20 protein-coding genes and 5 pseudogenes are annotated in these 26,016 nt (G+C 63.2%); 22 read left to right on the forward strand and 3 right to left on the reverse strand.

Annotated elements, in window-relative coordinates:
- Positions 1–525: 525 nt before the first annotated feature.
- The 4 genes from JN403_RS18700 to JN403_RS18715 all read left to right on the forward strand — a co-directional run bounded on the left by JN403_RS18700 (position 526) and on the right by JN403_RS18715 (position 3,755).
- Entirely contained in the window at positions 526–1,590 is a 1,065-nt protein-coding gene (locus tag JN403_RS18700; RefSeq protein WP_205483700.1) for a M4 family metallopeptidase, read from the forward strand.
- Between the two features lie 38 nt (positions 1,591–1,628).
- Entirely contained in the window at positions 1,629–1,934 is a 306-nt protein-coding gene (locus JN403_RS18705; RefSeq protein WP_122534746.1) for a protealysin inhibitor emfourin, read from the forward strand.
- Between the two features lie 145 nt (positions 1,935–2,079).
- Positions 2,080–3,618: a cryptochrome/photolyase family protein gene (locus JN403_RS18710; RefSeq protein WP_205483702.1), complete on the forward strand. Its 1,539-nt coding sequence runs from the start codon at positions 2,080–2,082 to the stop codon at positions 3,616–3,618.
- Positions 3,615–3,755, forward strand: a complete 141-nt coding sequence (locus JN403_RS18715) for a DUF2256 domain-containing protein (protein ID WP_205483704.1) — start codon at positions 3,615–3,617, stop codon at positions 3,753–3,755. The genes JN403_RS18710 and JN403_RS18715 overlap by 4 nt, the downstream gene beginning before the upstream one ends.
- 47 nt (positions 3,756–3,802) lie before the next feature.
- Here JN403_RS18715 and JN403_RS18720 read toward each other — a convergent pair whose 3' ends face one another.
- Positions 3,803–4,024 carry a hypothetical protein gene (locus tag JN403_RS18720; RefSeq protein ID WP_205483706.1) on the reverse strand — a complete coding sequence of 74 codons (222 nt, stop codon included), beginning with the start codon at positions 4,022–4,024 and terminating at the stop codon, positions 3,803–3,805.
- Positions 4,025–4,310: 286 nt separating this feature from the next.
- Between JN403_RS18720 and JN403_RS18725 the strand changes: the two genes are divergently transcribed.
- Positions 4,311–4,937: a TetR/AcrR family transcriptional regulator gene (locus tag JN403_RS18725; RefSeq protein ID WP_122534742.1), complete on the forward strand. Its 627-nt coding sequence runs from the start codon at positions 4,311–4,313 to the stop codon at positions 4,935–4,937.
- Between the two features lie 140 nt (positions 4,938–5,077).
- Here JN403_RS18725 and JN403_RS18730 read toward each other — a convergent pair whose 3' ends face one another.
- Positions 5,078–7,819 carry a glycoside hydrolase family 3 C-terminal domain-containing protein gene (locus tag JN403_RS18730; protein WP_205483708.1) on the reverse strand — a complete coding sequence of 914 codons (2,742 nt, stop codon included), beginning with the start codon at positions 7,817–7,819 and terminating at the stop codon, positions 5,078–5,080.
- Positions 7,820–8,287: 468 nt separating this feature from the next.
- On the opposite strand from JN403_RS18730, the gene JN403_RS18735 reads away from it, so the two are divergent.
- From JN403_RS18735 to JN403_RS18800, 14 genes and pseudogenes are all read left to right on the forward strand, one after another.
- Positions 8,288–8,515, forward strand: a complete 228-nt coding sequence (locus JN403_RS18735) for a hypothetical protein (RefSeq protein ID WP_122534740.1) — start codon at positions 8,288–8,290, stop codon at positions 8,513–8,515.
- A gap of 107 nt (positions 8,516–8,622) precedes the next feature.
- Positions 8,623–10,340 (forward strand): annotated as a pseudogene (gene gspE, locus JN403_RS18740) (type II secretion system ATPase GspE).
- Positions 10,341–10,342: 2 nt separating this feature from the next.
- A complete protein-coding gene (gspF, locus tag JN403_RS18745) occupies positions 10,343–11,545 on the forward strand; it encodes a type II secretion system inner membrane protein GspF (RefSeq protein WP_205483710.1) in 1,203 nt (400 codons plus the stop codon).
- Between the two features lie 10 nt (positions 11,546–11,555).
- Entirely contained in the window at positions 11,556–11,981 is a 426-nt protein-coding gene (gene gspG, locus JN403_RS18750; protein ID WP_065989019.1) for a type II secretion system major pseudopilin GspG, read from the forward strand.
- Between the two features lies 1 nt (position 11,982).
- Positions 11,983–12,420, forward strand: a complete 438-nt coding sequence (locus JN403_RS18755; RefSeq protein ID WP_122534738.1) for a GspH/FimT family pseudopilin — start codon at positions 11,983–11,985, stop codon at positions 12,418–12,420.
- A complete protein-coding gene (locus JN403_RS18760) occupies positions 12,417–12,785 on the forward strand; it encodes a type II secretion system protein (protein ID WP_122534737.1) in 369 nt (122 codons plus the stop codon). Before JN403_RS18755 ends, JN403_RS18760 begins: the two co-directional genes overlap by 4 nt.
- A complete protein-coding gene (locus JN403_RS18765) occupies positions 12,782–13,393 on the forward strand; it encodes a prepilin-type N-terminal cleavage/methylation domain-containing protein (protein WP_205483712.1) in 612 nt (203 codons plus the stop codon). Before JN403_RS18760 ends, JN403_RS18765 begins: the two co-directional genes overlap by 4 nt.
- On the forward strand, positions 13,390–14,118 hold the full coding sequence (locus JN403_RS18770) for a type II secretion system protein GspK (RefSeq protein ID WP_205483714.1): 729 nt from the start codon (positions 13,390–13,392) through the stop codon (positions 14,116–14,118). Before JN403_RS18765 ends, JN403_RS18770 begins: the two co-directional genes overlap by 4 nt.
- On the forward strand, positions 14,115–15,146 hold the full coding sequence (locus JN403_RS18775) for a PilN domain-containing protein (protein ID WP_205483716.1): 1,032 nt from the start codon (positions 14,115–14,117) through the stop codon (positions 15,144–15,146). The genes JN403_RS18770 and JN403_RS18775 overlap by 4 nt, the downstream gene beginning before the upstream one ends.
- Positions 15,136–15,726 (forward strand): annotated as a pseudogene (gspM, locus tag JN403_RS18780) (type II secretion system protein GspM); the annotation flags it as partial. The gene JN403_RS18775 and the pseudogene gspM, both read left to right, overlap by 11 nt.
- A 131-nt stretch (positions 15,727–15,857) precedes the next feature.
- On the forward strand, positions 15,858–16,388 hold the full coding sequence (locus JN403_RS18785; RefSeq protein ID WP_205483720.1) for a general secretion pathway protein GspN: 531 nt from the start codon (positions 15,858–15,860) through the stop codon (positions 16,386–16,388).
- Positions 16,369–18,702 carry a type II secretion system secretin GspD gene (gene gspD, locus JN403_RS18790; RefSeq protein ID WP_205483722.1) on the forward strand — a complete coding sequence of 778 codons (2,334 nt, stop codon included), beginning with the start codon at positions 16,369–16,371 and terminating at the stop codon, positions 18,700–18,702. Before JN403_RS18785 ends, gspD begins: the two co-directional genes overlap by 20 nt.
- A 283-nt stretch (positions 18,703–18,985) precedes the next feature.
- Positions 18,986–19,965: pseudogene (locus tag JN403_RS18795) on the forward strand (alpha/beta hydrolase).
- A 525-nt stretch (positions 19,966–20,490) separates the two neighbouring features.
- Entirely contained in the window at positions 20,491–21,306 is an 816-nt protein-coding gene (locus JN403_RS18800; protein ID WP_205483724.1) for a DUF1206 domain-containing protein, read from the forward strand.
- Between the two features lie 3 nt (positions 21,307–21,309).
- Here the strand turns inward: JN403_RS18800 and JN403_RS18805 are convergent.
- A pseudogene (locus JN403_RS18805) lies at positions 21,310–22,203 on the reverse strand (ATP-binding protein); the annotation flags it as partial.
- A gap of 349 nt (positions 22,204–22,552) precedes the next feature.
- Between JN403_RS18805 and JN403_RS18810 the strand changes: the two are divergent.
- The 3 genes and pseudogenes from JN403_RS18810 to JN403_RS18820 all read left to right on the forward strand — a co-directional run bounded on the left by JN403_RS18810 (position 22,553) and on the right by JN403_RS18820 (position 26,004).
- Positions 22,553–23,932 (forward strand): HD domain-containing phosphohydrolase, encoded by a 1,380-nt coding sequence (locus JN403_RS18810; RefSeq protein WP_205483728.1) that lies wholly within the window; start codon positions 22,553–22,555, stop codon positions 23,930–23,932.
- A 147-nt stretch (positions 23,933–24,079) separates the two neighbouring features.
- Positions 24,080–25,473, forward strand: a pseudogene (locus JN403_RS18815) (UDP-glucose/GDP-mannose dehydrogenase family protein).
- A gap of 237 nt (positions 25,474–25,710) precedes the next feature.
- A complete protein-coding gene (locus JN403_RS18820; protein WP_205483730.1) occupies positions 25,711–26,004 on the forward strand; it encodes a winged helix-turn-helix domain-containing protein in 294 nt (97 codons plus the stop codon).
- Positions 26,005–26,016: the final 12 nt, after the last annotated feature.

Here is a 26,016-nt window from a genome sequence, read left to right on the forward strand (position 1 = left end):
CCACTAAAAAGCCGCGTGCAGTCTGTAAAATGCGTGTTGATCAAACCGCCCTCTTCCCGGCTAAAGCCAGTCCTACAGTGGCCGCGATAGGTCTGTAGGACCGGCTTCAGCCGGGAAGCTTTTGATCTGTGCTTTAAAGGCGCTTTTGATCTGCTTTTGATCTTTATGCGCAGAAAGCTCAGACACCGCCAATCGCGACTTGGGTGCAGGCCGAACGCAGACGACGCGCAGTGGGTCGAGCCGCATGGATGCGGCGAGAGCGGCGTCAGGGCATGGATGCCCGTTCGGCGCGGGCCCACGGAGCGTCGTCGGAGTGAGGGTATTCCGACGAAGGAGGAACCCAACCAGGAGCAAGCACCCTTGGTTACTTGGGGTGCTTTTCCAAGTAACTCGCCGAAGGCGAAACAGTCTGCCCCCAGGCAGACGCTTTTGACCTTGGGGAACGCACGATCCCTCTGGCTTGTCGATTAAAACGAGACCGCGACGCGTCGCTCAACTGAACGACGCCACCCTGGAGTATTGCCTATGTGCAGGAACCACACGCGTAACCCCATCCTCTGCCTCATCCCGCCGTACCTGCTGGATCAAATCGCCCGCAACGGCAACAAGGCCCAGCGCGAAGCCGCCCTGCGCACCCGGGCCAAGGACAACACCTTTCGCTCCCTGCGCCTCAGCGCACAACCCGACCGACGCGTCGTGAACCTGGCCGCTGCAGCACCCACCGGCAAACGCCGTTCGATCTACACCGCCGACGGCGGCGAAACCCTGCCCGGCACCCTCGTCCGCGGCGAAGGCCAGCCCGTCAGCGGCGACATCGCTGTCGACGAAGCCTACGACGGCCTCGGCGCCACCTTCGACTTCTTCTTCGACGTCTTCGACCGCAACTCCATCGACGACGCAGGCATGGCCCTCGACGCCACCGTGCACTTCGGCAAGGGCTACAACAACGCCTTCTGGAACTCCGCCCAGATGGTCTTTGGCGACGGCGACCAGTCACTGTTCAACCGCTTCACCATTGCCTTGGACGTGATCGGCCACGAACTGGCCCACGGCGTCACCGAAGACGAAGCGGGCCTGGTCTACTTCAACCAGGCCGGCGCCCTGAACGAATCAATGTCCGACGTGTTCGGCTCACTGATCAAGCAGTACGCCCTGAAACAAACCGCCAAGCAGGCCAGCTGGCTGATCGGTGAAGGGCTGTTCACCGACCAGATCACCGGCAGCGCCCTGCGCTCGATGAAAGCCCCCGGCACCGCCTTTGACGACAAAGTGCTGGGCAAGGACCCGCAACCCGGGCACATGGACGACTTCGTCCACACCTACGACGACAACGGCGGCGTGCATATCAACTCAGGCATCCCCAACCATGCGTTCTATCAAGTGGCGACGCGCATTGGCGGTCATGCCTGGGAAAAGGCCGGGCGCATCTGGTATGACGCGCTGCGCGATTCACGTCTGCGCCCCAATGCCGGCTTCGTACGCTTTGCGCGGATCACCCACGATGTGGCCGGCCGGCTGTACGGTGTAGGCGAAGCAGCCCAAATCGCGGTACAAGAAGGCTGGGCGGCCGTGGGCATCAACGCGCAATGATCCGCCATGGCCATCTGGCAAAAGAAGGAGCCACGAACATGCGTATCTCATTCAGCGAAAGCGGCGGGGTCGCCTTTTTTCCCGGGCTGAGCAAGCCCAACACCATTGAAGTGGACGCCCTGCCCGAACCCGATCAGCAAGAGCTGCGGCAACTGGTCGACGCGTCCAGGTTCTTCGCGCTGCCCGAAGGTCGCCGCCCCGCCCGTGCGCTGCGCGGCATGCAGCATTACACGCTGACCATCAGCGAAGGCGACCGGGAGCGCACGGTATGCGTCCCGGCCCCTGTGGAATCCGGTCCGCTGCAGGGCCTGATGCAATGCGTCAGGCGCCACGTGTCCGGCTAGACCCATGACCGCGCGCCGGGCAAACCGCTAGCTCGGCGCCATCATTCCTTCTCATCAGGAATCCCGTGACCCACCTTCTCTCCTCTGTCCTCCGTCATTTCACGCTAACCGCCTGCAGTGCCGACGCGTCATACGGTGCCGATCAATGATGCCTGTCCGCCGCCTGTGCCTGGTCCTGGGCGACCAGTTGTCCTTCGACCTGGCCTCCCTTGCCGACCTCGACCCCCAGCGCGACGCCGTGCTGATGGTCGAGGTCATGGAAGAAGCCACCTACGTCGCCCATCACCCGCAGAAAATCGCCCTGATCTTCAGCGCCATGCGCCATTTCGCCCAGGCGCTGCAGGCGCGCGGCATCATCGTTCAGTACGTAGCGCTGGACGACCCGCTGAACACCGGCTCGGTGCCGACCGAGTTGCAGCGCTGGCACGCCTCGTTGCAGGCCGGAGAAGTCCACGCCACCGAGTGCGGCGACTGGCGTCTGGAGCACTCGGTCAGGGAATGCGGACTGCCGCTGATCTGGCACAGCGACACGCGGTTTCTTTGCTCCCGGGAGGAATTTGCCCAGTGGGCCAGCGGCAAGGTTCAGCTGCGCATGGAATTCTTCTACCGCGAGATGCGCCGCAAGCAACGCCTGCTGCTCAACAGCGACGGCACGCCAGTGGGCGGCGCCTGGAACTTCGACGCCGACAACCGCAAGGCGCTGCCGAAGAAGGTCTCGGCGCCCTACCCGGCGCGTTTCGCACCGGACGCCATCACCCGCGATGTGCTGGCGCTGGTGGGTGAGCGGTTCGCCAGTCACTACGGTTCGCTGGACAATTTCGACTACCCGGTGACCCACGCCGACGCCCAGGCCCTGTGGCAGTACTTTCTCGATTACGGGCTGGGCGCGTTCGGTGATTATCAGGACGCCATGGCGATGGATGAGCCCTTCCTCTTCCATGCGCGGATCAGTGCGGCGTTGAACATCGGGCTGCTGGACCTGCGCCAGCTGTGCAGCGACGTCGAGTCAGCCTACTGGTCGGGCGGCGTCGCGCTGAACGCCGCCGAGGGCTTCATCCGCCAACTGATCGGCTGGCGGGAGTACGTGCGCGGCGTTTACTGGCTGAAGATGCCGGACTACGCCGAAGGCAATTCATTCGGCAACATCCGGGCTCTGCCGGAGTTCTACTGGACCGGGCAAACCAACATGAACTGCATGCGCCAGGCCATCGGCCAGAGCCTTGAGCACGCCTACGCCCACCATATTCAGCGGCTGATGGTCACCGGCAACTTCGCCCTGCTCGCCGGCATCGCGCCTAAGCAGATCTGCGAGTGGTACCTGGCAATCTATATGGACGCCTTCGAGTGGGTTGAGCTGCCCAACACCCTCGGCATGGTCATGCACGCCGACGGCGGCTATCTCGGTTCCAAGCCCTATTGCGCCAGCGGCCAGTACATCAAGCGCATGTCCGACTACTGCGGCAGCTGCGCGTACAAGGTCAAGGAGAGCACGACGGAGGATGCCTGCCCGTTCAATTCGCTGTACTGGCATTTCGTGATGCGCCACAGCAACCTGCTGCGCGCCAATCAACGCATGGGCATGGTCTACAAGAATCTTGATCGGATGACCGAGGCGAAACAGGACGCGCTGTGGCAAAGGGGCGAGTCGCTGCTGAGCAAGCTCGACGCCGGAGAGGCGATTTGAAGAAGAGCGAACTGCCGGTGAAAACCTGCGCCGTCTGCAAGCTGCCGTTCACATGGCGGAAGAAATGGGCGCGCTGCTGGGATGAGGTGCGTTACTGCTCGGAGCGTTGCCGACGGGGCAAGGGCTCCGAGTCGTGAAAGGGTTTATTCAGCATCGGTGGGCACACATGGGGTGCGACGACTGATCAGTGGAGCTGCGCGCGGCTGGCTCTGCCAATCAGTCTGATCAACAACTGCTGCTTGGGGCCTGCCGTGGTCTCGCGGGCCACCTTGATCAAATATTCCTGAGGAATAAGCCCGCCCGCTTCGGCCAAGGCTTCGTAAATGGCAAACAGCCGGGAATCAATCGTCGTCTCCTCGGCGCATTCGATCAGATAGGCAATTCCGGGACTGGCTTGTTCGTTCACAATGGATCCTCCTTGTAGGTCAGTTACTTCAAAGGAGAGGCAGGCGCGGCGGGAGTTCCCATTTTCTGGACCGGGCTCCCCGAACGGTGGAACCCTTATGCCGGCGCGCCTGAATATCAGTTTTCGCTTGCCAAAATCCGGTTGCCCCCTTAAACAGAGCGTGCCGTTTCAGCACCTGCGACGACGTGCCACGCGCTTTCTGCCCATTGCGTCCTCGCAATCCGGCTTCGCAGGCCTGCCGAAACGCCCAGACACCTGCAAAGCATGGAGACGCCAGGTAAACCCGATGACAGGAAATACGTCAGACACACTCCCCCGCACCCGTCGCGCACCCAAGGGTGAGAAGCGCCGCGAAGAACTGCTCGACGCCGCGCTGCAACTGTTTTCGCTGGAGGGCTACACCGGCGCCTCCATTGCCCGCATCGCCGACATCGTCGGCATCTCGGTGGCAGGCGTGCTGCATCACTTCCCGAACAAGGTCGCCCTGCTGATGGGCGTGCTCGCGCGCCGCGACGAGGTCAATCACAAAGTGATCAGCAGCTTGCACAGCGAGCCGACGCTGCAGGGCTTCGTCAGCGGCCTGCGGCAGATCAACCGTTCCAACGCAACAGCGCCCGGCGTGATTCGCGCGTTCAGCATGCTCAATGCCGAAAGCCTGGTGGACAGTCACCCGGGGTGGGAGTGGTTTCAGTCCCGCTACGTAACGATTCACGGGCGCATGCGCGCACGGCTCGACCATCTGGTGGTGACCGGCGAAGTGCGGGGGGATGTGGATCTGGACGCGATCGTTCACCAGATTCTGGCGATGATGGACGGGCTGCAGCTGCAATGGCTGCGCTTCCCGGAGACGGTGGATCTGGTGCAGCGTTTCGACAGTTACATGGCTCAGGTCGAGCGCGACATCCGCGCATAAAAATGAGGCGATCCGGGCTGGCCGGATCGCCTCATTCTCTGTTACTCAAGCTCGGATGGTCACTCGGGGTCCGGGCCTGGCCAGCGCCGGGGAAACGCCCGACGCCAGCCCACTGCTCAGCCCTTTCCCGCTGTGATCAATCAGTACTCGGTGTTGCCGTCGTAGTCCGTGTTGCCATTGGCTGCGTCGGTGTCTTTGGCCTGATCAAGCACGCCGCCGGTCTTCACCGCTGGCAGGGTCACTTTGACCGAGTTCAGCGCCGAACGTGGCAGCGGGTTGCTGGTGGTGGTCGACAGTTCCTGACGGAACGAGTTGACCAGCTTGGCATTCAGACGGATGTCGTCCGAGGCCGCGCCCAGGCTGATGTTGAAGGTGTCGGCATCGATCACCCACTGCTTGCTCGCCTCGTCGAAGTACGCCAGCGAACGGTCGTTCAGTTCGATGGTGACGTGACGGGTTTCGCCTGGCTGCAGGAAGACCTTCTTGTAGCCTTTCAGCTCTTTGACGGCACGTTCGACTTTCGGGTTCTGCTGGCCGACGTACAGCTCGGCGACTTCGGAACCGGCACGCTTGCCGCTGTTGGTCAGGTCGAACGAGACCTTGATCGGCGTGTTGCCCACTGCAACGCCCGGGGTGACCGAGATGTTGTTGTAGGTGAACTGGGTGTACGACAGGCCGTGACCGAACGCGAACAGCGGTTTGGTGTTGGTCTTGTCGTAGCCACGGTAGCCGAGCATGGTCAGGTCGTTGGCGTAGCTGATTTCCTTGACCTTGGTGCGTGTGTTATCGAAGTTCGGGAAATCCTTGTACAGCGGATTGTCTTCGATGTTGCGCTCGATACTGATCGGCAGCTTGCCCGACGGGTTGACCTTGCCGAACAGGATCTCGGCCAGGGCCTGACCACCGTTCTGACCCGGGTAGAAGGCGTGCAGCGCAGCCGGCACCTGGTCGATCCAGTCACTCATTTTCAGCGCGGTACCGCCGTGCATGGTCACCACGGTGTTCGGGTTGGCCTTGGCGATGTTCTGGATCAGCTCGTTCTGGTACTCAGGCAAATCGAAGCTGTGGTCGAAACCTTCACCTTCGTATTCAGCGCTGTTACCCACGGCAACCACGACCGCGTCGTATTGCGACAGGTCGGACGGTGCGGTCAGCGAAGCGGTCGACATCTGCACGCCCACCAGGCCGCCCATGGTCGACAGGTAACCGTCACGGCGCGAGTACTCAAGCTTCACGTCGTAAGCCTTGCCGGCTTCCAGCTTGATCTTGCCGGAAACAGGAATGGTCGGCGGAATGCTCTTGTTGGTGATGTTCTCACCGTCGCCGTTGTCGATGACCTTCTCGCCGTTGACCCACAGACGCACGGCGCCGTCGGCACGGACTTTGAAGACCTGGTCGCCGCTGATGGTCGGGGTAACCTGACCGCTCCAGCGAATCGAGGTGTTGGCGGTGTCGCCGTTGCTCGGCACTTTGTCGCTGGACCAGTCCAGGTTGACGTAAGTGTCGATCTGGGTGGCCGCCGGGTCGCCGGACCAAGTGGCGTTGTTGAAGTACTCGGTCTTCATGCCAGCGACGCTGTTGCCTTTGCTGTCGGTGGTGGTCCAGTGCATGGCTGTCGGGTCGAGGGACAGGGTGTCAAGGAACTCGACCTGAGCGCCCGGGGCGATCTGGCGCAGACCGCTCAGTTCGCTGATGTAACGGGTAGCGTCAACGTGAGCACTGCCGAAACCGGTCGGTGGTGCGTACTTGGCCAGGTCGCCAACGACGGCGATGCGCTTGACCTTGTTCTTGTCCAGAGGCAGCACGTCGCCCTGGTTTTTCAGCAGCACGATACCTTCGCGAGCGATGTTCAGGGCGACCTTGTTGCTGGTGGCGCTGTTCATGTTGTGCGTGGTCAGCGGTGCAAACTTGTCGAACTGGTACAGGTAGATGTTCTTCAGGATGCGGCGGACCTTGTCGTCGATGGTCGCCATGTCCAGCTCGCCACTGTCCAGGTACGGCTTGAGCACCGAACTGTTCATCTGGCCGCCCATCATGTCCAGGTCGGTGCCGGCCTGTGCTGCTGGCAGACCGTGGACGACGGCGTTGTAGTCGCTCTGTACCAGGCCCTTGAAGCCCCATTCCTTCTTCAGGATGTCAGCGATCAGGTGCTTGTTCTCGCACGCGTACTCGCCGTTCACTTTCTGGAACGAGCACATCATCATCGCCACGGCGCTGTTCTTGGTGGCGGATTCGAACGGCGGCAGGGTCATCTCGCGCAGGACGCGCTCAGGCATGACCTGATTGAGGATGAAGCGGTTGGTTTCCTGATCGTTACCGGCGTAGTGCTTGGCTTCCGCCCAGACGCGACGCTGCTGGATACCGTTGATCACCGCAGGGCCCAGGCTGGCGCCGAGGAACGGGTCTTCACCGGAGAGGTATTCGAAGGCACGACCACTCCACGGCATGCGGTACAGGTTCATGCCGGGGCCGGTGACGAACTGGTAGCCGCCGCTGGCAGTGTCGTAGCCCAGGGCGCGACCGAAGTCGATGGCGCGTCGCGGGTTGAAGGTGGCCGCCAGGTTCGGGCCGGACGGATAGACCACGCCCGGATCGTTGCCTTCGCTGGTGTAACGGATGCCTGCGCCGCCGTCGGCGCCGTGGATCTGTGGCACGCCGTACTGGCTAAGGGGTTTGACGTCCCAGCCGCCGATGCCGCCGATGTAGGCCAGCTTTTCTTCCTGAGTCATCTTCGCCAGGGTTTTTTCTGCCGCTTTGTCAGCGCGCAGTTCCTTGGCCGCCAGTTGCTCTTGGGTCGTGGTGTCGGCTGCGTTGGCGTGGCAGATGGCCAGGCTCAACAAAGCCAGTGCCGAGTGGGCACCGAAAGTTTTACGGTTTCGCATAGGGGACGCTCTCCAAGTATCACCCGCGCTCATTTGTCGCAGTTGACACGCCACAAGCCTTTGTTTCAGGCATGACTCGGCCTATACCGAAGTTCTCGAAAGAACATCGGTGAACGGGAAAGTGGCGTTACAACGTGACGATGAGTGTGGGCAATTTGATCTTCTGTAACTAACGTTAATGGCGATGAGCCACCGAACTGCACGAGCGTTGCCCGAGACGTTTAAATTAAGGCAATTGTTTTCAAGTGATGTCAAACAAAAAATCAATCTCGAACAAACTCGACATTTTTTGATACATCATCTGAACTCTTGCTAAACCTACAGGTCTGTAGGTTTAGCAATTTTCACCGCTGGACCCTTTAAACCCCGTAAATGCAGGGTTTCAGTCATGGGGAAGGCGGTGATCCAGCGCTGGACACCGGCGTCGGGATCATTTCAAACACATGACAAACATTGGAGAAACATCACATGAAACTGCCAGCACTGGGCGCCATCGCTGCACTGACTCTGTCGTTTGCAACTGCAACTATGGCCGCTGACTCCGACACTCAGGAAACTATTTCTGGCGCAGCAGATTCCACTGTCATGACCCAGACACAAGACACAAAAGCCGTAAAGAAAGCCACCAAACAGAATCAGGCCGATGAAAACAAGCGTGGTCGTCCAACCGCCAACACTTCGTCTGCGACAAACTAACGCACTGCCGTTTAGTTGCTGTTAAGCAGCATACTGTTATTGCACATTATGTATTCACCCCAGAGGTCTCGTCAGAGGCCTCTCTTATTTGAACCGGTGCTGTGTCCATTCATTTGTCCCCTATCAATAGCCAACAACTCACCGCGCACTCGGCCGAAGCGCTGTGTGCCTGGCTGTTGGCCAATGCCGGGCTGAAGACAGGTGATCTGGAGCGGGCACAGCGACTGGCCCAGGAATCGGAAGGCAGTTCGCTGACGGAATTGCTGACGCGCCTGGGCCTGGTCTCTGAACTGGACCTGGCAAAGGCATGGGCTTCGACGCTGCAGGCGCCGTTGCTGCTGGCGGAAAACGTGACGCTGTCCGGCGATCCTTTGCCGGAGTTGAGCGAGCGCTTCCTGCGGCACTATCGCCTGCTGCCCATCGGCACCCATGCCGATGGCGTGCATGTCTTGGCGGCCAATCCGGGCAATGCCTATGGGCTGGACGCCGTGGCCTACGCCTGCCAGGCGCCGGTGTATGTGTCGGTCGGTGCGGGCAGTGAGGTCGACGGGCTGATCGAGCGCTATTACGGCCAGGGCCGTTCGGCCATGGGCTCCCTGATCGAGACCCTCGACGAACACGGCGGCGCCGAAGAAGACATCGAGCACCTCAAGGACCTCGCGTCCGAGGCGCCGGTCATTCGACTGGTCAACCTGATCCTGCAACGGGCCGTCGAGCAACGCGCCTCCGACATTCATATAGAGCCTTTTGAAAGCCAGCTGAAAGTGCGTTACCGCATCGACGGAGTGCTCCACGAAGCCGAAGCGCCGCCGTCCAGTTCATCGGCAGCGATCATTTCGCGACTGAAGATCATGGCGCGGCTGGACATCGCCGAGCGTCGCCTGCCTCAGGATGGCCGCATCATGCTGCGCATTCAGGGTAAGGAGCTGGACTTGCGGGTGAGCACGGTGCCCACCAGCTTCGGCGAGTCGGTGGTGATGCGTCTGCTGGATCGGCAGACCGTCAGCTTCGACTTCCCCAGCCTGGGCATGGACGGCGAGCGCCTGCAGAACTTCCTTGACGTGCTGGAGAACCCCCACGGCATTCTGCTGGTCACCGGCCCCACCGGTTCCGGCAAAACCACCACGCTGTACACCGCGCTGTCACGGCTCAACACCGCCGAGCGCAAGATCATCACGGTTGAAGACCCGGTCGAGTACCAGCTCGAGGGCATCAACCAGATTCAGGTCAAGCCGTCCATTGGACTGGACTTCGCCGGCGCCCTGCGCTCCATCGTCCGCCAAGACCCGGACGTGATCATGATCGGCGAGATGCGTGACCTGGAAACCTGCCGCATCGCCATTCAATCGTCCCTGACCGGCCACCTGGTGCTCTCGACCCTGCACACCAACAGTGCCGCCGCGAGTATCACGCGGTTGCTGGACATGGGCGTCGAAAGCTACCTGATCGCCTCCACCGTCAAAGGCATTCTGGCCCAGCGCCTGGTGCGCCGGCTCGATCCGCTCACGCGCATCGCCTTCGAAGCGCCCCGGAACTGGTCGCCGAACACGGTCTGGAGCGCTTCACCGATCAGCGCCCGATCACCCTTTATCGTCCCGCCAGCGAGATGCCCGGCGGCGGTTATCACGGCCGCAGCGCCATCACCGAATTGCTGGTGATGAATGAAGAACTGCGCGGCCTGCTGATGCGCCAGGCCGACGCGGCAACGCTGGAGCAAGCCGCCCGTCGCGGTGGCCTGCGCACCTTATATGAGGAAGGCCTGCGCCAGGCGGTGGCCGGCGTGACCTCCCTTGAAGAGGTGCTGCGCGTGACGCGCGGCGACTGACCATGGCCCATTTCAAATACCGTGCGCTGGATGCCGACGGCGTCGCCCAACACGGCACCCTCGAAGCTGCCGATCAAAACGCGGCGACATCGGCCCTGCACAAGCGTGGTCTGTTGCTGCTCAGCCTTGAAGCCAGTGCCAACAGCGGCCTGCGCGCGGCCATGCGCCGGGGTGCCATGAACGGCGCGGCGCTGGTGAGTTTCACCCAGCAACTGGCGACCCTGCTCGGTGCCGGCCAGCCGCTGGAACGCGCCCTGACCATCCTGCTCAAGCAGACCCACGAGCCCAAGCGCCAGGCGCTGCTTGAACGGATTCGTGAACAGGTCAAGGCCGGTAAGCCGTTGAGTCAGGCGCTGGAAGAAGAGCACGGCCAGTTTTCCAGCCTGTACATCAGCATGGTTCGCGCAGGCGAAGCCGGCGGCTCCCTGGAAAACACCCTGCGTCAACTCAGCGAATACCTGGAACGCAGTCAGATGCTGCGCGGCGAAGTCATTAACGCGCTGATCTACCCGATCTTTCTGGTGGTCGGCGTGCTCGGTTCGCTGGCCTTGCTGCTGGCCTACGTGGTGCCGCAGTTCGTGCCGATTTTTCGTGACCTGGGCGTGCCGATTCCCTTCATTACGCAGGCGATCCTGTGGCTGGGGGAATTCCTCAGCGCCTATGGATTGCTGCTGCTCGGTGCGATCGTCGGGCTGATCTGGACCGTCGCGGTCCTGCGCCGCGATCCCCAGCGACGCCAGCGTCATGACCGGCGCCTGCTGTTTATCAAAGTCATCGGCCCGCTGTTGCAGCGGATCGAAGCCGCGCGTCTGGCGCGGACCCTCGGCACCCTGCTGAGCAACGGCGTTGCGCTGTTGCAGGCGATGACCATCGTCCGTCAGGTCTGCGGCAACTACGCCCTGCGCGCCCAGGTCGAGCAGGCCACCGAGTGGGTCAAGGGTGGCGGCACGCTGGCCCAGGCGTTCGGCGAGCAACCGCTGCTGCCGGAACTGGCCCTGCAGATGATCGAAGTCGGCGAACAGGCCGGCAACCTGGACGGCATGCTGCTCAAGGTCGCCGACGTGTTCGATGTCGAGGCCAAGCGCGGCATCGACCGTCTGCTCGCCGCGCTGGTGCCGAGCCTGACCGTTGTCATGGCGGTGATGGTGGCGGTGATCATGCTCGCCATCATGCTGCCGCTGATGAGCCTTACCAGTAACATTTGAGGAAATACACATGTCCCGATTCAACGCTGCCCAAGGCCGTCGCCAGGGCGGTTTCACCCTGCTGGAAATGCTCGCCGTGATCGTGCTGCTGGGCATCGTTGCCACCATCGTTGTGCGTCAAGTGGGCGGCAACGTCGACAAGGGCAAATACGGCGCAGGCAAGGCGCAACTCGCCAGCCTCGGCATGAAGGTCGAAAGCTACGGCCTGGACGTCGGCACGCCGCCGGCCAATCTGCAGCAGCTGGTGACCAAGCCGGCCAATGCCACCGGTTGGGCCGGCCCGTACGCCAAGCCGTCGGACCTGAAAGACCCGTTCGGCCACGCGTTCGGCTACCGCTACCCGGGCGAGCACGGCAGCTTTGACCTGATCTTCTTCGGTCAGGACGGCCAGCCTGGCGGTGACGGCTACAAGGCCGACATCGGTAACTGGGAATAACATGCACGCCCTGCCCCGCGCCCGCGGCTTCACCCTGTTCGAATTGCTGGTGGTGATCGTTCTGATCGGCATCAGCGTCGGCCTGGTGAGCTTTGGCGTGGGTCGGGGTTTGCACGCCGCCAGTGAACGCCGGGCGTTAAGCGAAGTGGTGCAGTCCCTGCGCGCCGCGCGGGTGCAGGCGATCGTCACCGGGCAACCGGCCCAGACGCGCTTTGATCTGCGCAACGGTCGGCTTCAAGGCCCGCACCTGAAACCGGTGCAGCTGCCCACCGACATGCGCGTGCAACTGCAGACCGCTGACGGCCTGGGCCCGGCGTTCGAGTTCTACCCGGACGGCGGTTCCAGCGGCGGCCATCTGTTACTGGCCCGGGGCGACAAACATTGGCGCGTCGACATCAACTGGCTGACCGGCAACGTTCAGTTGCGCACGCTCAATTGAGGCGTCAGCGCGGTTTCACACTGCTGGAGATGCTGGCCGCTCTCGCCGTGCTGGCGGTGTGCAGCAGCGTGCTGGTGGTGGCGTTCGGGCAGAGCGCGCGGGCCTTGCAGCAGGCGCAACGCAGTGACCGGCTGAGTCTGGCCGCGCGTTCGCTGATCGATGAAGCCAGCGCCGGCCGCTTGCAGCCGGGTCGCACCGAGGGCAAGTGGAGCGGCGTCACCTGGCAGATGGAGGTCAGCGCGCTGCCTCGTGGCAATGCGCCGGCCACGGCGTGGCGGCTGGACCTTGAGGTGAGCGACGGAGCGCGCCGCGCCCATTACAGCAGCCTGCAAGTGCGCAGCGCGGGCTCCGGAGCCGGGCAATGACGCGCCGAAGCCAGGGTTTCACGCTGCTCGAAGTTTTGGTGGTGCTGAGTTTGCTCGGCGTGCTGCTGACCATGGTCGGCACGGCGATCACCGGGGCCAACCGCGCCATGGCCAAGGCCGAGCGCTACAGCACGCGGCTCGACGAAATACGATCGACGCAGAATTTTCTGCGCAGCGCCATCGCGCAGGCGCTGCCCCTGGCGGCCAGCGGTGCCGAGCCCGGTCAGGCGCCGGTGTTTGAGGGCGACGCCCAGGCCATGAGCTTTTATGCGCCGCTGCCCGCGACGTTGGGCGGCGGTTTGTACCGGCACAGCGTGACGCTGGCGGCCGGTCAGCGTTTGCAGATCAGCCTGGAGCGCTTGCGCGGTCAGGCCTTGCTGCCGGCCGAAGAGCCCCAGGTGTTGTTGCATGAGGTGCGCGCGCTGCAACTGAGTTATCGCGGCGTGTCGCCCACCGGCGAATCAACCGCGTGGCTGGACCACTGGCCGTGGCCGGGACGATTGCCCATCAGCGTGCGCATCGACGCGCAACTGGGCGGCCCCGTGCCCTGGCCGTTACAAAGCATCAATCTGCGCCTGGACCTGTCCGGCGAGGCGCACACGTTATGAACGAGCGTCGGCAAAAAGGCGTGGCATTGCTGCTGGTGTTGTGGGTGCTGGCGCTGCTGAGCACGCTGCTCGGCGGTTTGCTCGGGTGGGTGCATTTGCAGAACCGCCAGGCCCTGTGGCAGCGCCAGCACACCCAGGCGGTGCTCGCCGCAGAAGCCGGCATCGGCATGGCGGTGCTGGCGCAGCTGGATCGCGACCCGCAGCAACACTGGAAAGCCGACAACCAGCCCCACGGATTGCGTTTCGACGAGGCCGCGCTGGCGGTGAGTCTGGGCAGCGAGACCGGCAAGCTCGACCTCAACGCAGCGCCGGCTGAATCCTTCGCCCGCCTGCTGGTGGCGTGCGGGGCGAATCCGGACCTGGCGCGGCAAGTGGCCCAGGGCCTGGAACAGCGTCGCGGCGGCGGTCGAGCGCCGCTGCGGATGGTCGAAGAAGTGCGCGAGCTGCCGGGCATCGGCCAGCCGCTTTACCAGTGCGTCAGCTCACACGTCACGTTATGGAGCGGCATGAGCGCGCCCGATCCGCGCATGGCCTCGCCCTGGCTGCGGCAAGCGCTGGGTTTGCCTCAGGCCGGGCCCGCGACCGAAGAAGCAGGCCCGGTCATCAGTATTCGAAGCCAGGCGACATTGCCCGGTGGTTACACCACGACGCTCAACGTCACGTTGTTATTGAACCCATCGAAGGAGGGAGCGCGACCGTATCGCGTTCTGCGTTGGCAAGAATGAAGCAATCACTTTTACAGCAGCTGGCGCCCTTGCAGGCCCGGGTGCGCAGTCAGTGGCGCGACAGCCCGGCGCAGCATCTCTGGCAGGCCTGGCTCGAGGAGTTGCAGGCGCTGCTGCCCGCCGGCGTCCGCGCACGGCTGATGCCCCAGGTGCGCGAGCGACTGATCGAATGGCCCTTGCCCGAGCACATTGCCCACGAGACCGGCGAGCGGCTGATCCTGATGCTCCCCGCCGGCATGGTCCTGGCGCAGCCGCTGCAATTGCCGCTGGCGGCGCTGCGCGATCTGCACAGCGTGGTGGGTTTCGAGCTCGACAAGTACACGCCCTACCCCCGCGAGCAGATGCAGTACGTCGCGCGCGTCACCGCCAAGGGCAAAACCCAGGCGCAGGTGCTGCTGGTGGCGGTGCTGCGCGAGCGTTTGCAGCCGGTCATCGACACCTGCACGGCACGCGGCCTGCCGCTGTACGCCGTGGATGCGCGCAACGCCAAGGGCGAGCGGCTGAATGTCGATCTGCTGCCCGCCCAGCTGAAGCCAGCGGTGGCAGGCTCCGCACGCTTGCCGCGTTTCCTTGCCGTGATCTGCGGCGCCTTGCTGCTGACCTGCATGGTGCTGTGGCTGGACGCGCGCACGGCACAGGTCGAGGCGATGCAACAGCACGTCGACGAGCAACGCAGCCAGGTGCAGGCCGTGCAGAACCTGCGCCGCGAACTGATCAACACCCAGGGCGCCGCGCGTTACCTCGCTCAGCAAAAGGCCGCGCAGCCGACCACCTCCAGCGTGCTCGCCGATCTCACTGGCTGCCTGGGCGCCGACACCTGGGTCGAGCAGTTGGAGATTGCCGAGGGCGGCAGCGTGTCGATCACCGGCCAGAGCGCCAAGGCCAGCGCCCTCATCAGCCGCATGAAAGACTGCCGCACCCTCACCGACGCGCAGTTCCAGGGGATCATTCAGCCCGACGCACAAACCGGCAAAGAGCGCTTTTCCCTGCGCGCCCAATTGCGCAAGGAGGCCGCCGATGCGCCGTGAACTGACACCCCGTGAACGTCGCGGCGCCGCGCTGATTGCCCTGGCCCTGGTGCTGTGGGCGGCCTGGTGGCTGCTGGTGCAAAGCTGGTTTCTCGACCCGTTGAGCGACTTGCAGGACCAGGCCGACACCCTGCGCCACCAGGAGCAGCGCTATGCCGGCGCCCTGGCCCAGCGCGACAGCCTTGAGCAGCAGTTGCAGGCGGCCCGCCGCGACCCGTCGAGCCGCAGCAGCCTGTTACCCGGCGAAGACCCCAGCGCCGTGGCCGCCGATCTGATGCAACGCAGCCTCGATCTGGTCAAGGCCCACGCCGATCAAGGCCCCGGCTGCCAGGTCACCCAGCGCATGCCGATCACCCCCGAGCGCGACAGTGCCGAGCCGTATCGTCAGGTCAAAGTCAGCCTGACCCTGGACTGCGCCATGGAGCCGCTGGTGGCTTTGCTGCACGAACTGGAATACGGCCAGCCGTTTCTGTTCATCGACAACCTGAGCATTCGCCGCGCCACCTCGGCGCCCGCCACTGGCGGCGCCGGACGCTTGCAGGTTCATCTGCTGTTGCGCGGGTATCTGCAACAGGCCGCGCCGCACAAGTCGCAGCCGTCCAACCCCGCCGCCGAGCCAGAGACCGAATCCCGGCAGCCACCTGATCCCGCCGAGCAAGCCGATCTGGATGAGCAACCTGAACCACCGACACCGTCCGAGGAGCCTGACGCATGAAGTTCGACGCCCTCACTCTCGCGCTCGGCGCGGCCACGGTTGCCCTCGCCGCCGTCGCCGTCAGCCTGAGCATGGGCGCCGGTCAGGACATCGACTGGTTGCCGCCCGGCGAAGCCCGTGAAGCCGCGCCAACCGCCAGGCCCGCCGCATTGCCGGCGCTGCCGGCTCAGGCGCTCACGCTAACCTGGCAGCAATCGATGTTCAGCCCGGACCGCAAGCCTGATCTGGTCACCGGTAAATCCCAGGCCTCGTCCCTGGATGGCATCAGCCTGAACGGCGTGATCATCGACGGCGCTTCGCGCTGGGTGCTGCTGCAACTGCCGCAGAAGCGTCGCCTGAAGCTGGCCGTCGGCAGCACGCTGGACAACGGCTGGACCTTGGAGTCGGTCACGCCGCAAAACGCCACTTTCAGCCATCAGGGCCAGACCCGCGAATTGCGACTGCCCCTGCTGCGCCTTCCGCCGCCGTCGAAAGTCCCCCTATTACTCTTCCAAACGTACCCACACCATGAACAATCGCACCTCTGAGTTTTTCCGTTTACGCAGCCCGTTGTTGTGCCTGGCCACCGCCGTGGCCCTGGCCGGATGCGCGTCCACTCCGGAACGTTTTGAAAACGATCCGGCCCTGATGCAGGAAGCACTCAATGGCACCGGCTCGCAGCGCGGCCCGGTCAGCGATCCGGTCGAAACGCCGAGCCCGAACAACCCTGGCGCCAGGCCTGCGCCTGCGCGCCAACAGATCATTCGCGGCAACCAGACGTTCGTGCGCGGTGCGGGACCGGCGCAGACTGGCGCGGGTGCGAAAGGCGCGTCGGCCGCCGCCGGTGACATCACCTTCAACTTCGCCAATCAGCCGATCGAAGCGGTGATCAACACCGTGCTCGGCGATTTGCTGCACGAGAACTACAGCATCAACCAGGGCGTGAAAGGCGACGTCAGCTTCTCCACCTCGCAACCGGTGAACAAGCAGCAGGCGCTGTCGATTCTGGAAACGCTGCTGTCGTGGACCGACAACGCGATGATCCGCCAGGGCGACCGTTATGTGATCCTCCCGGCCAACCAGGCCGTGGCCGGCAAGCTGGTGCCGGAAATGCCGGTGGCGCGACCGTCCACCGGGCTGTCGGCGCGACTGTTCCCGCTGCACTTTATCTCGGCCACCGAGATGCAGAAGCTGCTCAAGCCTTTTGCCCGTGACAACGCGTTCCTGCTGGTCGATCCGGCGCGCAACGTGTTGAGCCTGGCCGGTACGCCGGATGAACTGGCCAACTACCAGGACACCATCGACACCTTCGACGTCGACTGGCTCAAGGGCATGTCCATCGCCGTGTATGGCCTGCAACGCGCCAGCGTCGGCGAGCTGATGCCCGAACTTCAGAAGATGTTCGGCCCGGACAGCGGCATGCCGTTGGCCGGCATGGTCAAGTTTCTGCCCATTGAGCGGACCAATTCGGTGGTGGCGATTTCTTCCCAGCCGCGCTACTTGAGCGAAGTCGGTGACTGGATTCACACCATCGACGAAGGCGGCGGCAACGAGCCGCAGATGTACGTCTACGACGTGCGCAACATGAAAGCCTCGGACTTGGCCAAATACCTGCGTCAGATCTACGGCAACGGCCAGATCAAAGACGACAGCGCCGCCAAGGTGGCGCCGGGCCTGCGCACGCGCTCGCTGTCATCGCTCAACGGCAGTGGCACCGGCAGCAGCGGCGGCATGGGCGTGGGCGGTCAGGGCCTCAACGGCAGCTCGGGGATGGGCGGCGGCATGGGCTCGGGCATGGGTGGCGCCAACGGCGGTTTGCAGAACGGCTCTCAGCAAGGTGAAGAAGAGCAGGACGGCGAAACCTCCGAGGACAGCGCTGACAGCAGCACTCAGGGCGACAGTTCGGATGCCGCAGCCAGCGGCTCGGGCGCGAGCAAGCGTCTTGATGACAGCACGCGGATCACCGCGCAGCAGAGCAGCAACCAGTTGCTGATCCGCACGCGCCCGGCCCAGTGGGCCGAGATCGAATCCGCCATCAAGCGGCTGGACAACGCACCGATGCAGGTGCAGATCGAGACGCGGATTCTGGAAGTCAACCTCACCGGCGAGCTGGACCTTGGGGTGCAGTGGTACCTCGGCCGGCTGGCCGGCAATTCCACCAGCACTACCGTCGCCAACGCCCCTGGCAGTCAGGGCGCTCTGGGCGGTGGCGGCGCAAGCCTTGGTGCCGAGTCGCTGTTTTATTCGTTTGTCAGCAACAACCTGCAGGTCGCCCTTCACGCCCTGGAGACCAGCGGCCGCACGCAGGTGCTGTCGGCGCCGTCGCTGGTGGTGATGAACAACCAGCAGGCGCAGATTCAGGTCGGCGACAACATCCCGATCAGCCAGACCACGGTCAACACTTCGGCCACCACCGCCACCCTGAGCAGCGTTGAATACGTGCAGACCGGGGTCATCCTCGACGTCACGCCGCGCATCAATCCGGGCGGTCTGGTGTACATGGACATTCAGCAGCAGGTCAGCGACGCCAACGACACGTCCACAGACGCCAACGGCAATCCGCGGATCTCGACGCGTTCCGTCTCAACCCAGGTGGCGGTGCAAAGTGGCCAGACGGTGTTGCTGGGCGGCCTGATCAAACAGGACAACGCCGACACCGTGTCTGCCGTGCCTTACCTGGGCGCCATTCCCGGCCTGCGCTGGCTGTTCGGCAACACCACCAAGAGCAAGAAACGCACCGAACTGGTCGTGCTGATCACCCCACGGGTCATCACCAGCAACAGCCAGGCGCGACAAGTGACCGATGACTATCGCCAGCAGTTGCAGTTGATCAAACCCACGCCGCCGATGAGTGCCCGGTAGTGTGTTGATCGTTCCCGCGCTCCGCGTGGGAATGCCGCCCCGGACGCTCCGCGTTCCCCCTCACTCGGTAATAGAATTGCGGGCGAGGCGACGCGGAGCGTCACGGGATGCGTGCCCCCGCAGAGCGTGGGCACGATCAGATACACAGTGGGCATGCACGATCGCGCGGTTGCTTACGCCACGGCCGGCCTCAAATGGCTTTACTCGCGCACGTGAAACTCTGAGCCTTGGACGCACACCAAGACAGTACCCCTGACTGGCGGGTATGAGCCCGAGAGAGAGCATGCAATTGGACAGCAACGACGGTTTGCATTTTCATGACGATGAGCTGGCGCAGGCGCGGCGCTTTAACAAGAAGCTGGCCTGGCTGCCGCGATTTCGTATCCGCAACCGCTTCACCCCTCTTTTGATTCAGTCGCTGCTGCGCGTCGGTCAGCTCAATGGCGCGGCCAGGCTGGCCCGCCATGGCCTGCACGCTGAAACCACCACGGCAAATGTCGACGGTCATCGTGTGCCGGTGCGGATCATCCGGCCCAAGGGCAAGGCCAAAGGCGTGGTGCTGGACATTCATGGCGGCGGCTGGGTGATCGGCAACGCGCAGATGAACGACGACCTGAACATGTCCATGGTCCGGGCGTGCGATGTGGCCGTTGTTTCGGTGGATTACCGGCTCGCCGGGTCGACGCCGGTGCAAGGGCTGATGGAGGATTGTCTGGTTGCAGCGCGCTGGCTGCTGGGTGACAGTTGCCCGGAGTTTGCCGGGCTGCCGGTGATCGTCGTCGGCGAATCGGCAGGCGGGCATCTGGCCGGGGCGACGCTGTTGCAGCTCAAGGCCTGGCCGGAGCTGTTCAAGCGCGTGTGCGGCGCCCTCCTGTATTACGGGGTTTACGATTTGACCGGCACACCGAGCGTGCGTACGGCGGGGCCCGATACGCTGGTACTGGACGGCCCGGGCATGGTCGACGCCCTGCGCATGCTGACGCCGGACATCAGCGACGTGCAGCGTCAGGCGCCGCCGCTGTCACCGCTGTATGGCGATTTCACAGGCTTCCCGCCGGCACTCATGTGGGTCGGCGCGCTGGACCCGCTGCGCGATGACACGCTGCAACTGGCCGATCGCTGGGCGAAGACCGACGGGGTCGAAGTGCACCTGTTGCCCGAGGCCCCCACGGCTTCATCCATTTCCCCACCATGATGGCCGACCGCGTGCTGGAGCACAGCCGCGCCTGGATTCGTCAGCGCATTCAATCTGCTGCGGATTGACCGAATTCGACTGACTGCACATGGCTCTCTAGTGGGACCGGCTTTAGCCGGGAAGGCGTCGGTAGCCACACCGCAAAATGGATTGATGATCGTCCACACGCTCCGCGTGGGGATGCCGCCCCGGACGCTCCGCGTCCATCGCTGCGACGCGGAGCGTCGGCGGATGCATTACCACGCGGAGCGTGGGAACGATCATGGTGTATGCACCGGCCTCTTCCCGGCTGAAGCCGGTCCCACTAAAAGCAATCGCGTGCATTCCGCGCAGTCTGGCCGTGACGCGAACCTGTAGGACCGGCTTTAGCCGGGAAGGCGTCAGCAGCCATACCTCTGATCGTTCCCACGCTCCGCGTGGGGATGCCGCCCCGGAAGCTCTGCGTCCATCGCTGCGACGCGGAGCATCGGCGGATGCATTACCACGCGGAGCGTGGGAACGATCAAGCATCCCAGGGCCCTACTGGCGAACCCGATCGAACCCCGCGCGTCGTCTCGGGTCTGCTGATCTATTGCTTAACCGGAGAACACTCGATGTCGCCGCATCACACCCTTGTCCTGCTCGCCCGTTCGGGTTACGCCGCCCGCGGCGTTCTGTACCTGATCATCGGCATTTTCGCCTTGCTGGCTGCCCGTGATTCATCACGCCCCAAAGACAGCCACAGCAGCCTCGAAGCCCTGTTCAGCCAGCCCTTCGGCCACTTTCTGGTCGGTCTGGTGGTCGCGGGCCTTCTTGCATTCGCCGCCTGGCGCGTGTTGCAGGCAACGCGGGACGTCGACCATCACGGCAGGGAGTTCAAAGGCCTGGTCATTCGCGGCGGGTTGCTGGCGGGCGGGCTGGTCAACGGTGCGCTGGCGTTTTTTGCGCTGGGCCTGCTGATTGATGGCCTGAGCAGTTCCGATGGCTCCGGCGGCGGTCAGACCCAAGACCTGCTCGCGCAACTGCTGTCGTGGGAACACTCCAACCTGGTCGTCTACCTCGTTGCGCTGGTGCCGCTCGGCGTCGGTATCGCGCACTTCTTCAAGGGCTGGAAAGCCTCGTTCGAGAAGTATTTCGAGGCCGACGAAGAGGTCATGAGATACGTGACCCCGGTGTCCCGCTTCGGCCTGATCGCGCGCGGCGTGGCGTTCGTCGAAATGGGCGTGCTGCTGGCCATCAGTGGTTCGAGTTATCAGGCCATGCACCCGCCCGGTCTGAAAGACGCGCTCAACGCCCTGCAAAACCTGCCCGCCGGCGGCGTGGTGCTGATGGTCATGGCGCTCGGCCTGATCGCGTTTTCGGTGTACAGCTTCGCCGAGGCGGCGTGGCGCCGGATCAACATGGACGTACCCGGCATGGCCCGCGCCTGAGTCTCAACAGACGGCGCTCTGGTCAGAGCGCTGCTGAATCGGCAGCTCCACACGAAACGTCGTACCCACCCCTTCCAGGCTGCGCACGCTGATCGTACCGCGATGCTTTTGCACGATCCCGTACGACAGCGACAGCCCCAGCCCGGTCCCTTGGCCCACCGGTTTGGTGGTGAAGAACGGATCGAAAATCTTCGGCAGCACCTCCGGGGCAATGCCGGCCCCGGTGTCGCTGATCTCAAGCCACACGCTGTCCCCTTGCACGCCGTTGCGCAGCGTAATGGTGCCGCGCTCCGGGCCGATGGCCTGGGCGGCATTGACCAGTAGATTCATGATCACCTGATTGAGCTGCGCGGGCAGGCATTCGATATCGGGCAGTGGCTGGTAATGCGTAACGATGTCGGCCTTGTACTTGACCGCATTGGTCGCGATGTTCAGCGTCGAATCGATGCCACGCTGCAGGCTTGCCCATTGCCATTGCGGGTTGGGGTCGGCCCGGGAGAACTCCTTGAGGTCCTTGATGATCTGCGCGGCGCGGGCCACCCCGTCCCGTGACTCCTGTATAAGCAACGGGATTTCTGTCTCGACGAAGGCCAGGTCCAGCCGGCTTTTCAGGGCATTGAGCGAGAGAAGAACCTCAGGCGATCCAAGCTGACACTCGGCCGCCCTGTAGGCTTCCAATAGCGCTTGAAGCTTGGCGAAGTAGACCGCCAGCGTGCCAAGGTTCGACGAGATGAATCCGATGGGGTTGTTGATCTCGTGAGCGATGCCCGCCGCCATCTGCCCCAGTGAGGCGAGCTTTTCAGCGCCGATCAACTGGCTCTCCAGCTGCTTGCGCTCGTCGATCTCGACCTGCAATGCATGACTGGCCTGTCTGAATGCCCGGGTGCGCTCCTCGACACGCTGTTCGAGACTTTCATTGGCCGCCTTCAGGTCCTCGTTGACCCGGTTGATGACCTGATAACTGTGCAGCAGCCAACGGCCCAGCAGCACCAGCAGGCAGACGGAAAGGATCGAGAATATCTGCAGAAGCAACATGATCAACCCAGCGCCTCGATCCGTGGACTCATGCCCCTATGTCGGCCTGCCAGAGGTGAAGTTGAGGGCTGGATTTATATTGCGCAAAAGCCGCGAGGTCTCGTCATATCTCAACTAACCTTGCGGCATTCAGCTGTCCTGTCGGCAATCATGCCAGTCGGCATGGCAGTCACGACGCGGGTCACGATGTCGGTACGAGCGAGGGTCGATCATGGAAGCCTCAGCCAGTGTTTCAGTGCAGCAACGCCCCACCCTCCTGTTGGTGGACGACGAAGAATCGATTCTCAACAGCCTGCGCCGCCTGCTCCGCGAGCAACCCTACGATGTGTTGCTGGCCACCAGTGGCGAACAGGCCCTGGCGATCATGGCGCAGCGGCCGGTCGATCTGATCGTCAGCGACGCGCGCATGCCGGGCATGGACGGCGCGGCGCTGCTGGCGCGGGTCTACAGCCTGTACCCGGACACCACGCGCATCCTGCTGACCGGTTACGCCGACCTCGAAACCATCGTCAAAGCCATCAACCAAGGCCATGTGCATCGCTACATCGCCAAACCCTGGACCGACGAAGAGCTGCTGCTGACCCTGCGTCAGTCCCTGGCATTCCAGTTCTCCGAACGCGAAAGACAGCGCCTCGAACAGCTCACCCAGCGGCAGAACGATGAGCTGAAAAGCCTCAACGCCACCCTGGAAAAACGTGTACTGGCGCGCACCGCCGAATTGCAGCAGACCGCCGATATGCTCGATCTGGCCTACGAGGAGCTCAAGCACAGTTACGCCACCGGCACCGAGGTGTTCTCGATGCTGGTCAACCAGCGCCTGCCTGCGGACAAGCAGACCAATCGCCAGGTGATCGACCTGATCAATGCGTGCAGCAACCACCTCGATCTGGACGAGTCGACCCGCCGCGACCTGTGCATGGCCGCCGCGCTGTACAACATCGGCAAACTGGGCTGGAGCGACGCGCTGATCAATACCCCGTCGGACATGGTCAGCCACGCCGACCGCGAGACCTGGCGCACTTACCCGCGGCAGAGCCAGTCCTTGCTGATGACCCTTGAACCGATTCAGGACGCCGCCAGCCTGATCCTTCATCACCAGGAGCGCTGGGACGGCAGCGGCTTTCCGGCGCACCTCAAGGGCGAGGCAATTCCGTTCGGCGCACGTTTGCTCAAGCTGGCGGTAGACTTCATCGAACTGCAGCGCGGGCTGATCCTGGAACGGCACCTGAGCAGCGGCGAGGCGTTGCTGTTCATCCGCCGCTACGCCGGGAAGCTCTACGACCCGGGGCTGATCGAAGACTTCGCCAAGGCCTGCGCCGCGTACCTGGACGACGCGGTGCTCAACGACCCTACCGTCAAGGCCGTCACCACCCGAGAGCTGGTGCCGGGCATGACGCTGGTGCGCAACTTGAACGCGGACAACGGCATGCTGCTGCTCAATGCGGGCAAAGTGGTCAACGCCGCGCTGATCGAAAAGCTGGCGGCTTTCGAGGCCATCGACAACAAAGCCCACTACAGCATTTTCGTGCGGCTGCCCGAGCCTGTTCCCGGTTCGGAGCCGCCGAAAACCCACTGGACTCAGGTCGGGTGAAAGCTGCCGTTTGAAGGCAGCCCCTCGTTTTATTTTTTTGCAACGTTCACGGGATCGAAAACTGTGGGTGTCACGCTGGTCGTGACGAGGGCGCCGAACCTCAGGCTCCGGCGCCTTTCCAGCACTCCTCCACAGGGCTTTTCCCCAATGAAAATCAGCGTTTTCGGTAGCGGGTATGTCGGTCTGGTGCAAGCCACCGTGCTTGCAGAAGTGGGCCACGACGTGGTCTGCATGGATATCGATCAGGCCAAGGTCGAGCAGTTGCGCCAGGGCCAGGTGCATATTTTCGAGCCGGGGCTGGCCGGCCTGGTACGCGAGAACCTGGAGAACAAGCGTCTGCAGTTCACCACCGACACCCAGCTTGCCGTCGAGCACGCCGAGGTCTTGTTCATCGCCGTCGGCACCCCGTCCCGCGATGACGGCTCGGCGGACCTCAATGGCTTTTTGCGGTCGGCGACGCGATTGCGACCTACCGCGCCGAACCGCTGATCATCGTCGAAAAGTCCACGGTCCCCGTCGGCAGCGGCGACGCCCTGCGTGCACACATCGACAAAGCCCTGCGCCAGGCCGGGCGCTTGTTGCAGTTCGATATCGTCTCCAACCCGGAGTTTCTCAAGGAAGGCTCGGCGGTCAACGACTGCCGGCGCCCGGACCGGATCGTCATCGGCTGCGACAACGACGCCGTGCGCAAGGTCATGCGTGAGCTGTACGCGCCGTTCAACCGCAACCACGACCGGATCATGTTCATGGACCTGCGCAGTGCCGAGCTGACCAAATACGCGGCCAACTGCATGCTGGCGACCAAGATCAGCTTCATCAACCAGATCGCCGAACTGGCCGAGCACCTGGGCGCAGACGTCGAGTCGGTGAGGCTGGGCATCGGCGCGGATTCGCGGATCGGCTACGACTTCATCTACCCCGGCTGCGGCTATGGCGGCTCGTGTTTCGGCAAGGACATTCGCGCCTTGATCCACAGCGCTCGGGAGGCTCATTGCTCCAACGACCTGTTAGCGGTGGTTGAGGCCATCAACGAGCGGCAGAAGAACAAACTCTTTGAACGGGTAAATGCGTTTTACCAGGGGGATCTGCGCGGAAAGACATTCGCCTTGTGGGGCCTGGCGTTCAAACCGAACACCGATGACATGCGCGACGCGCCGAGTCGGGTGCTGATGGAAGCCTTGTGGGAGGCAGGCGCCACCGTGCGCGCGTTCGACCCCGAGGCCATGCAGGAGACGCAGCGCCTTTACGGCAACCGGAAGGATTTGATTCTGATGGGCACCCCCGAATCGGCGTTGAACGACGCTGACGCGTTGATCATCTGCACCGAATGGCAGCAGTTCAAGGCCCCGGATTTCGAGCTGATCCAGCAACGCCTCGCCGCGCCGGTGATCTTCGACGGCCGCAACCTGTATGACACAGAACGGCTGGGACGCAGCGGGTTTCATTACTACCCGATCGGGCGCGGGGAGTCCTGTGAATTGCCGATCCCGCAGAAACAATGGCTGCCGTACAAAAGCGTGGCAGGGGGTTCGATGGTGTAGCCGCTGGCCCCTTCCCGGCTAAAGCCGGTCCCGCAATTGCTTGCGGCGCCAGTCCACTGGATGCAAGGGATGCTTTTAGTGGGACCGGCTTCAGCCGGGAAGAGGCCCGCATGCGCGCCATGAGTTTTGCGGTATGACGCCTGCACCCGTACCACGAGTTCTTCACACCCCTCAAACCAATTTTTGACAATCGCAGCCCTACTATCCCGCCACTGTCGCGAGGGTGGGATCATTTATATGCTGGTTGTTGAAGATCTGGTGCTGGATACCGGGAAGTACCGGGCGTTCCGCGCGGACAAACACCTGAAACTCAACCCGACCAACATCGACATCCTGGCGCTGCTGATGCTGAGAAGTCCGGCTATTGTCAGCAAGGAAGAGATCGCCAAAATGCTCTGGGGCGAACAAGGCACTCACAAAAGCACCGGCCTCGGCACCCGCGTGCATCAAATCAGAAAAGTAGTCGACGACGGTTTTGCCTTCCCGCTGGTACATACGGTGTATGGCGTCGGCTATCAACTGTGTAAATAGCCGCACACGTCG

This window comes from Pseudomonas sp. 15A4 (genome assembly GCF_016925575.1).
In the GTDB taxonomy this organism is placed as follows: Bacteria; Pseudomonadota; Gammaproteobacteria; order Pseudomonadales; family Pseudomonadaceae; genus Aquipseudomonas.

Bases quoted from the DNA above. Each gene is read 5' to 3' on its own strand.
- JN403_RS18725 (WP_122534742.1), top strand. From the start codon at position 4,311: ATGACAGGAAATACGTCAGACACACTCCCCCGCACCCGTCGCGCACCC.
- JN403_RS18735 (WP_122534740.1), top strand. From the start codon at position 8,288: ATGAAACTGCCAGCACTGGGCGCCATCGCTGCACTGACTCTGTCGTTT.
- JN403_RS18755 (WP_122534738.1), top strand. From the start codon at position 11,983: ATGCACGCCCTGCCCCGCGCCCGCGGCTTCACCCTGTTCGAATTGCTG.
- gspD (WP_205483722.1), top strand. From the start codon at position 16,369: ATGAACAATCGCACCTCTGAGTTTTTCCGTTTACGCAGCCCGTTGTTG.
- JN403_RS18770 (WP_205483714.1), top strand. From the start codon at position 13,390: ATGAACGAGCGTCGGCAAAAAGGCGTGGCATTGCTGCTGGTGTTGTGG.
- JN403_RS18700 (WP_205483700.1), top strand. From the start codon at position 526: ATGTGCAGGAACCACACGCGTAACCCCATCCTCTGCCTCATCCCGCCG.
- JN403_RS18730 (WP_205483708.1), bottom strand. From the start codon at position 7,819: ATGCGAAACCGTAAAACTTTCGGTGCCCACTCGGCACTGGCTTTGTTG.
- JN403_RS18810 (WP_205483728.1), top strand. From the start codon at position 22,553: ATGGAAGCCTCAGCCAGTGTTTCAGTGCAGCAACGCCCCACCCTCCTG.
- JN403_RS18710 (WP_205483702.1), top strand. From the start codon at position 2,080: ATGATGCCTGTCCGCCGCCTGTGCCTGGTCCTGGGCGACCAGTTGTCC.
- JN403_RS18775 (WP_205483716.1), top strand. From the start codon at position 14,115: ATGAAGCAATCACTTTTACAGCAGCTGGCGCCCTTGCAGGCCCGGGTG.
- gspG (WP_065989019.1), top strand. From the start codon at position 11,556: ATGTCCCGATTCAACGCTGCCCAAGGCCGTCGCCAGGGCGGTTTCACC.
- JN403_RS18785 (WP_205483720.1), top strand. From the start codon at position 15,858: ATGAAGTTCGACGCCCTCACTCTCGCGCTCGGCGCGGCCACGGTTGCC.
- JN403_RS18765 (WP_205483712.1), top strand. From the start codon at position 12,782: ATGACGCGCCGAAGCCAGGGTTTCACGCTGCTCGAAGTTTTGGTGGTG.
- JN403_RS18800 (WP_205483724.1), top strand. From the start codon at position 20,491: ATGTCGCCGCATCACACCCTTGTCCTGCTCGCCCGTTCGGGTTACGCC.
- gspF (WP_205483710.1), top strand. From the start codon at position 10,343: ATGGCCCATTTCAAATACCGTGCGCTGGATGCCGACGGCGTCGCCCAA.
- JN403_RS18820 (WP_205483730.1), top strand. From the start codon at position 25,711: ATGCTGGTTGTTGAAGATCTGGTGCTGGATACCGGGAAGTACCGGGCG.
- JN403_RS18705 (WP_122534746.1), top strand. From the start codon at position 1,629: ATGCGTATCTCATTCAGCGAAAGCGGCGGGGTCGCCTTTTTTCCCGGG.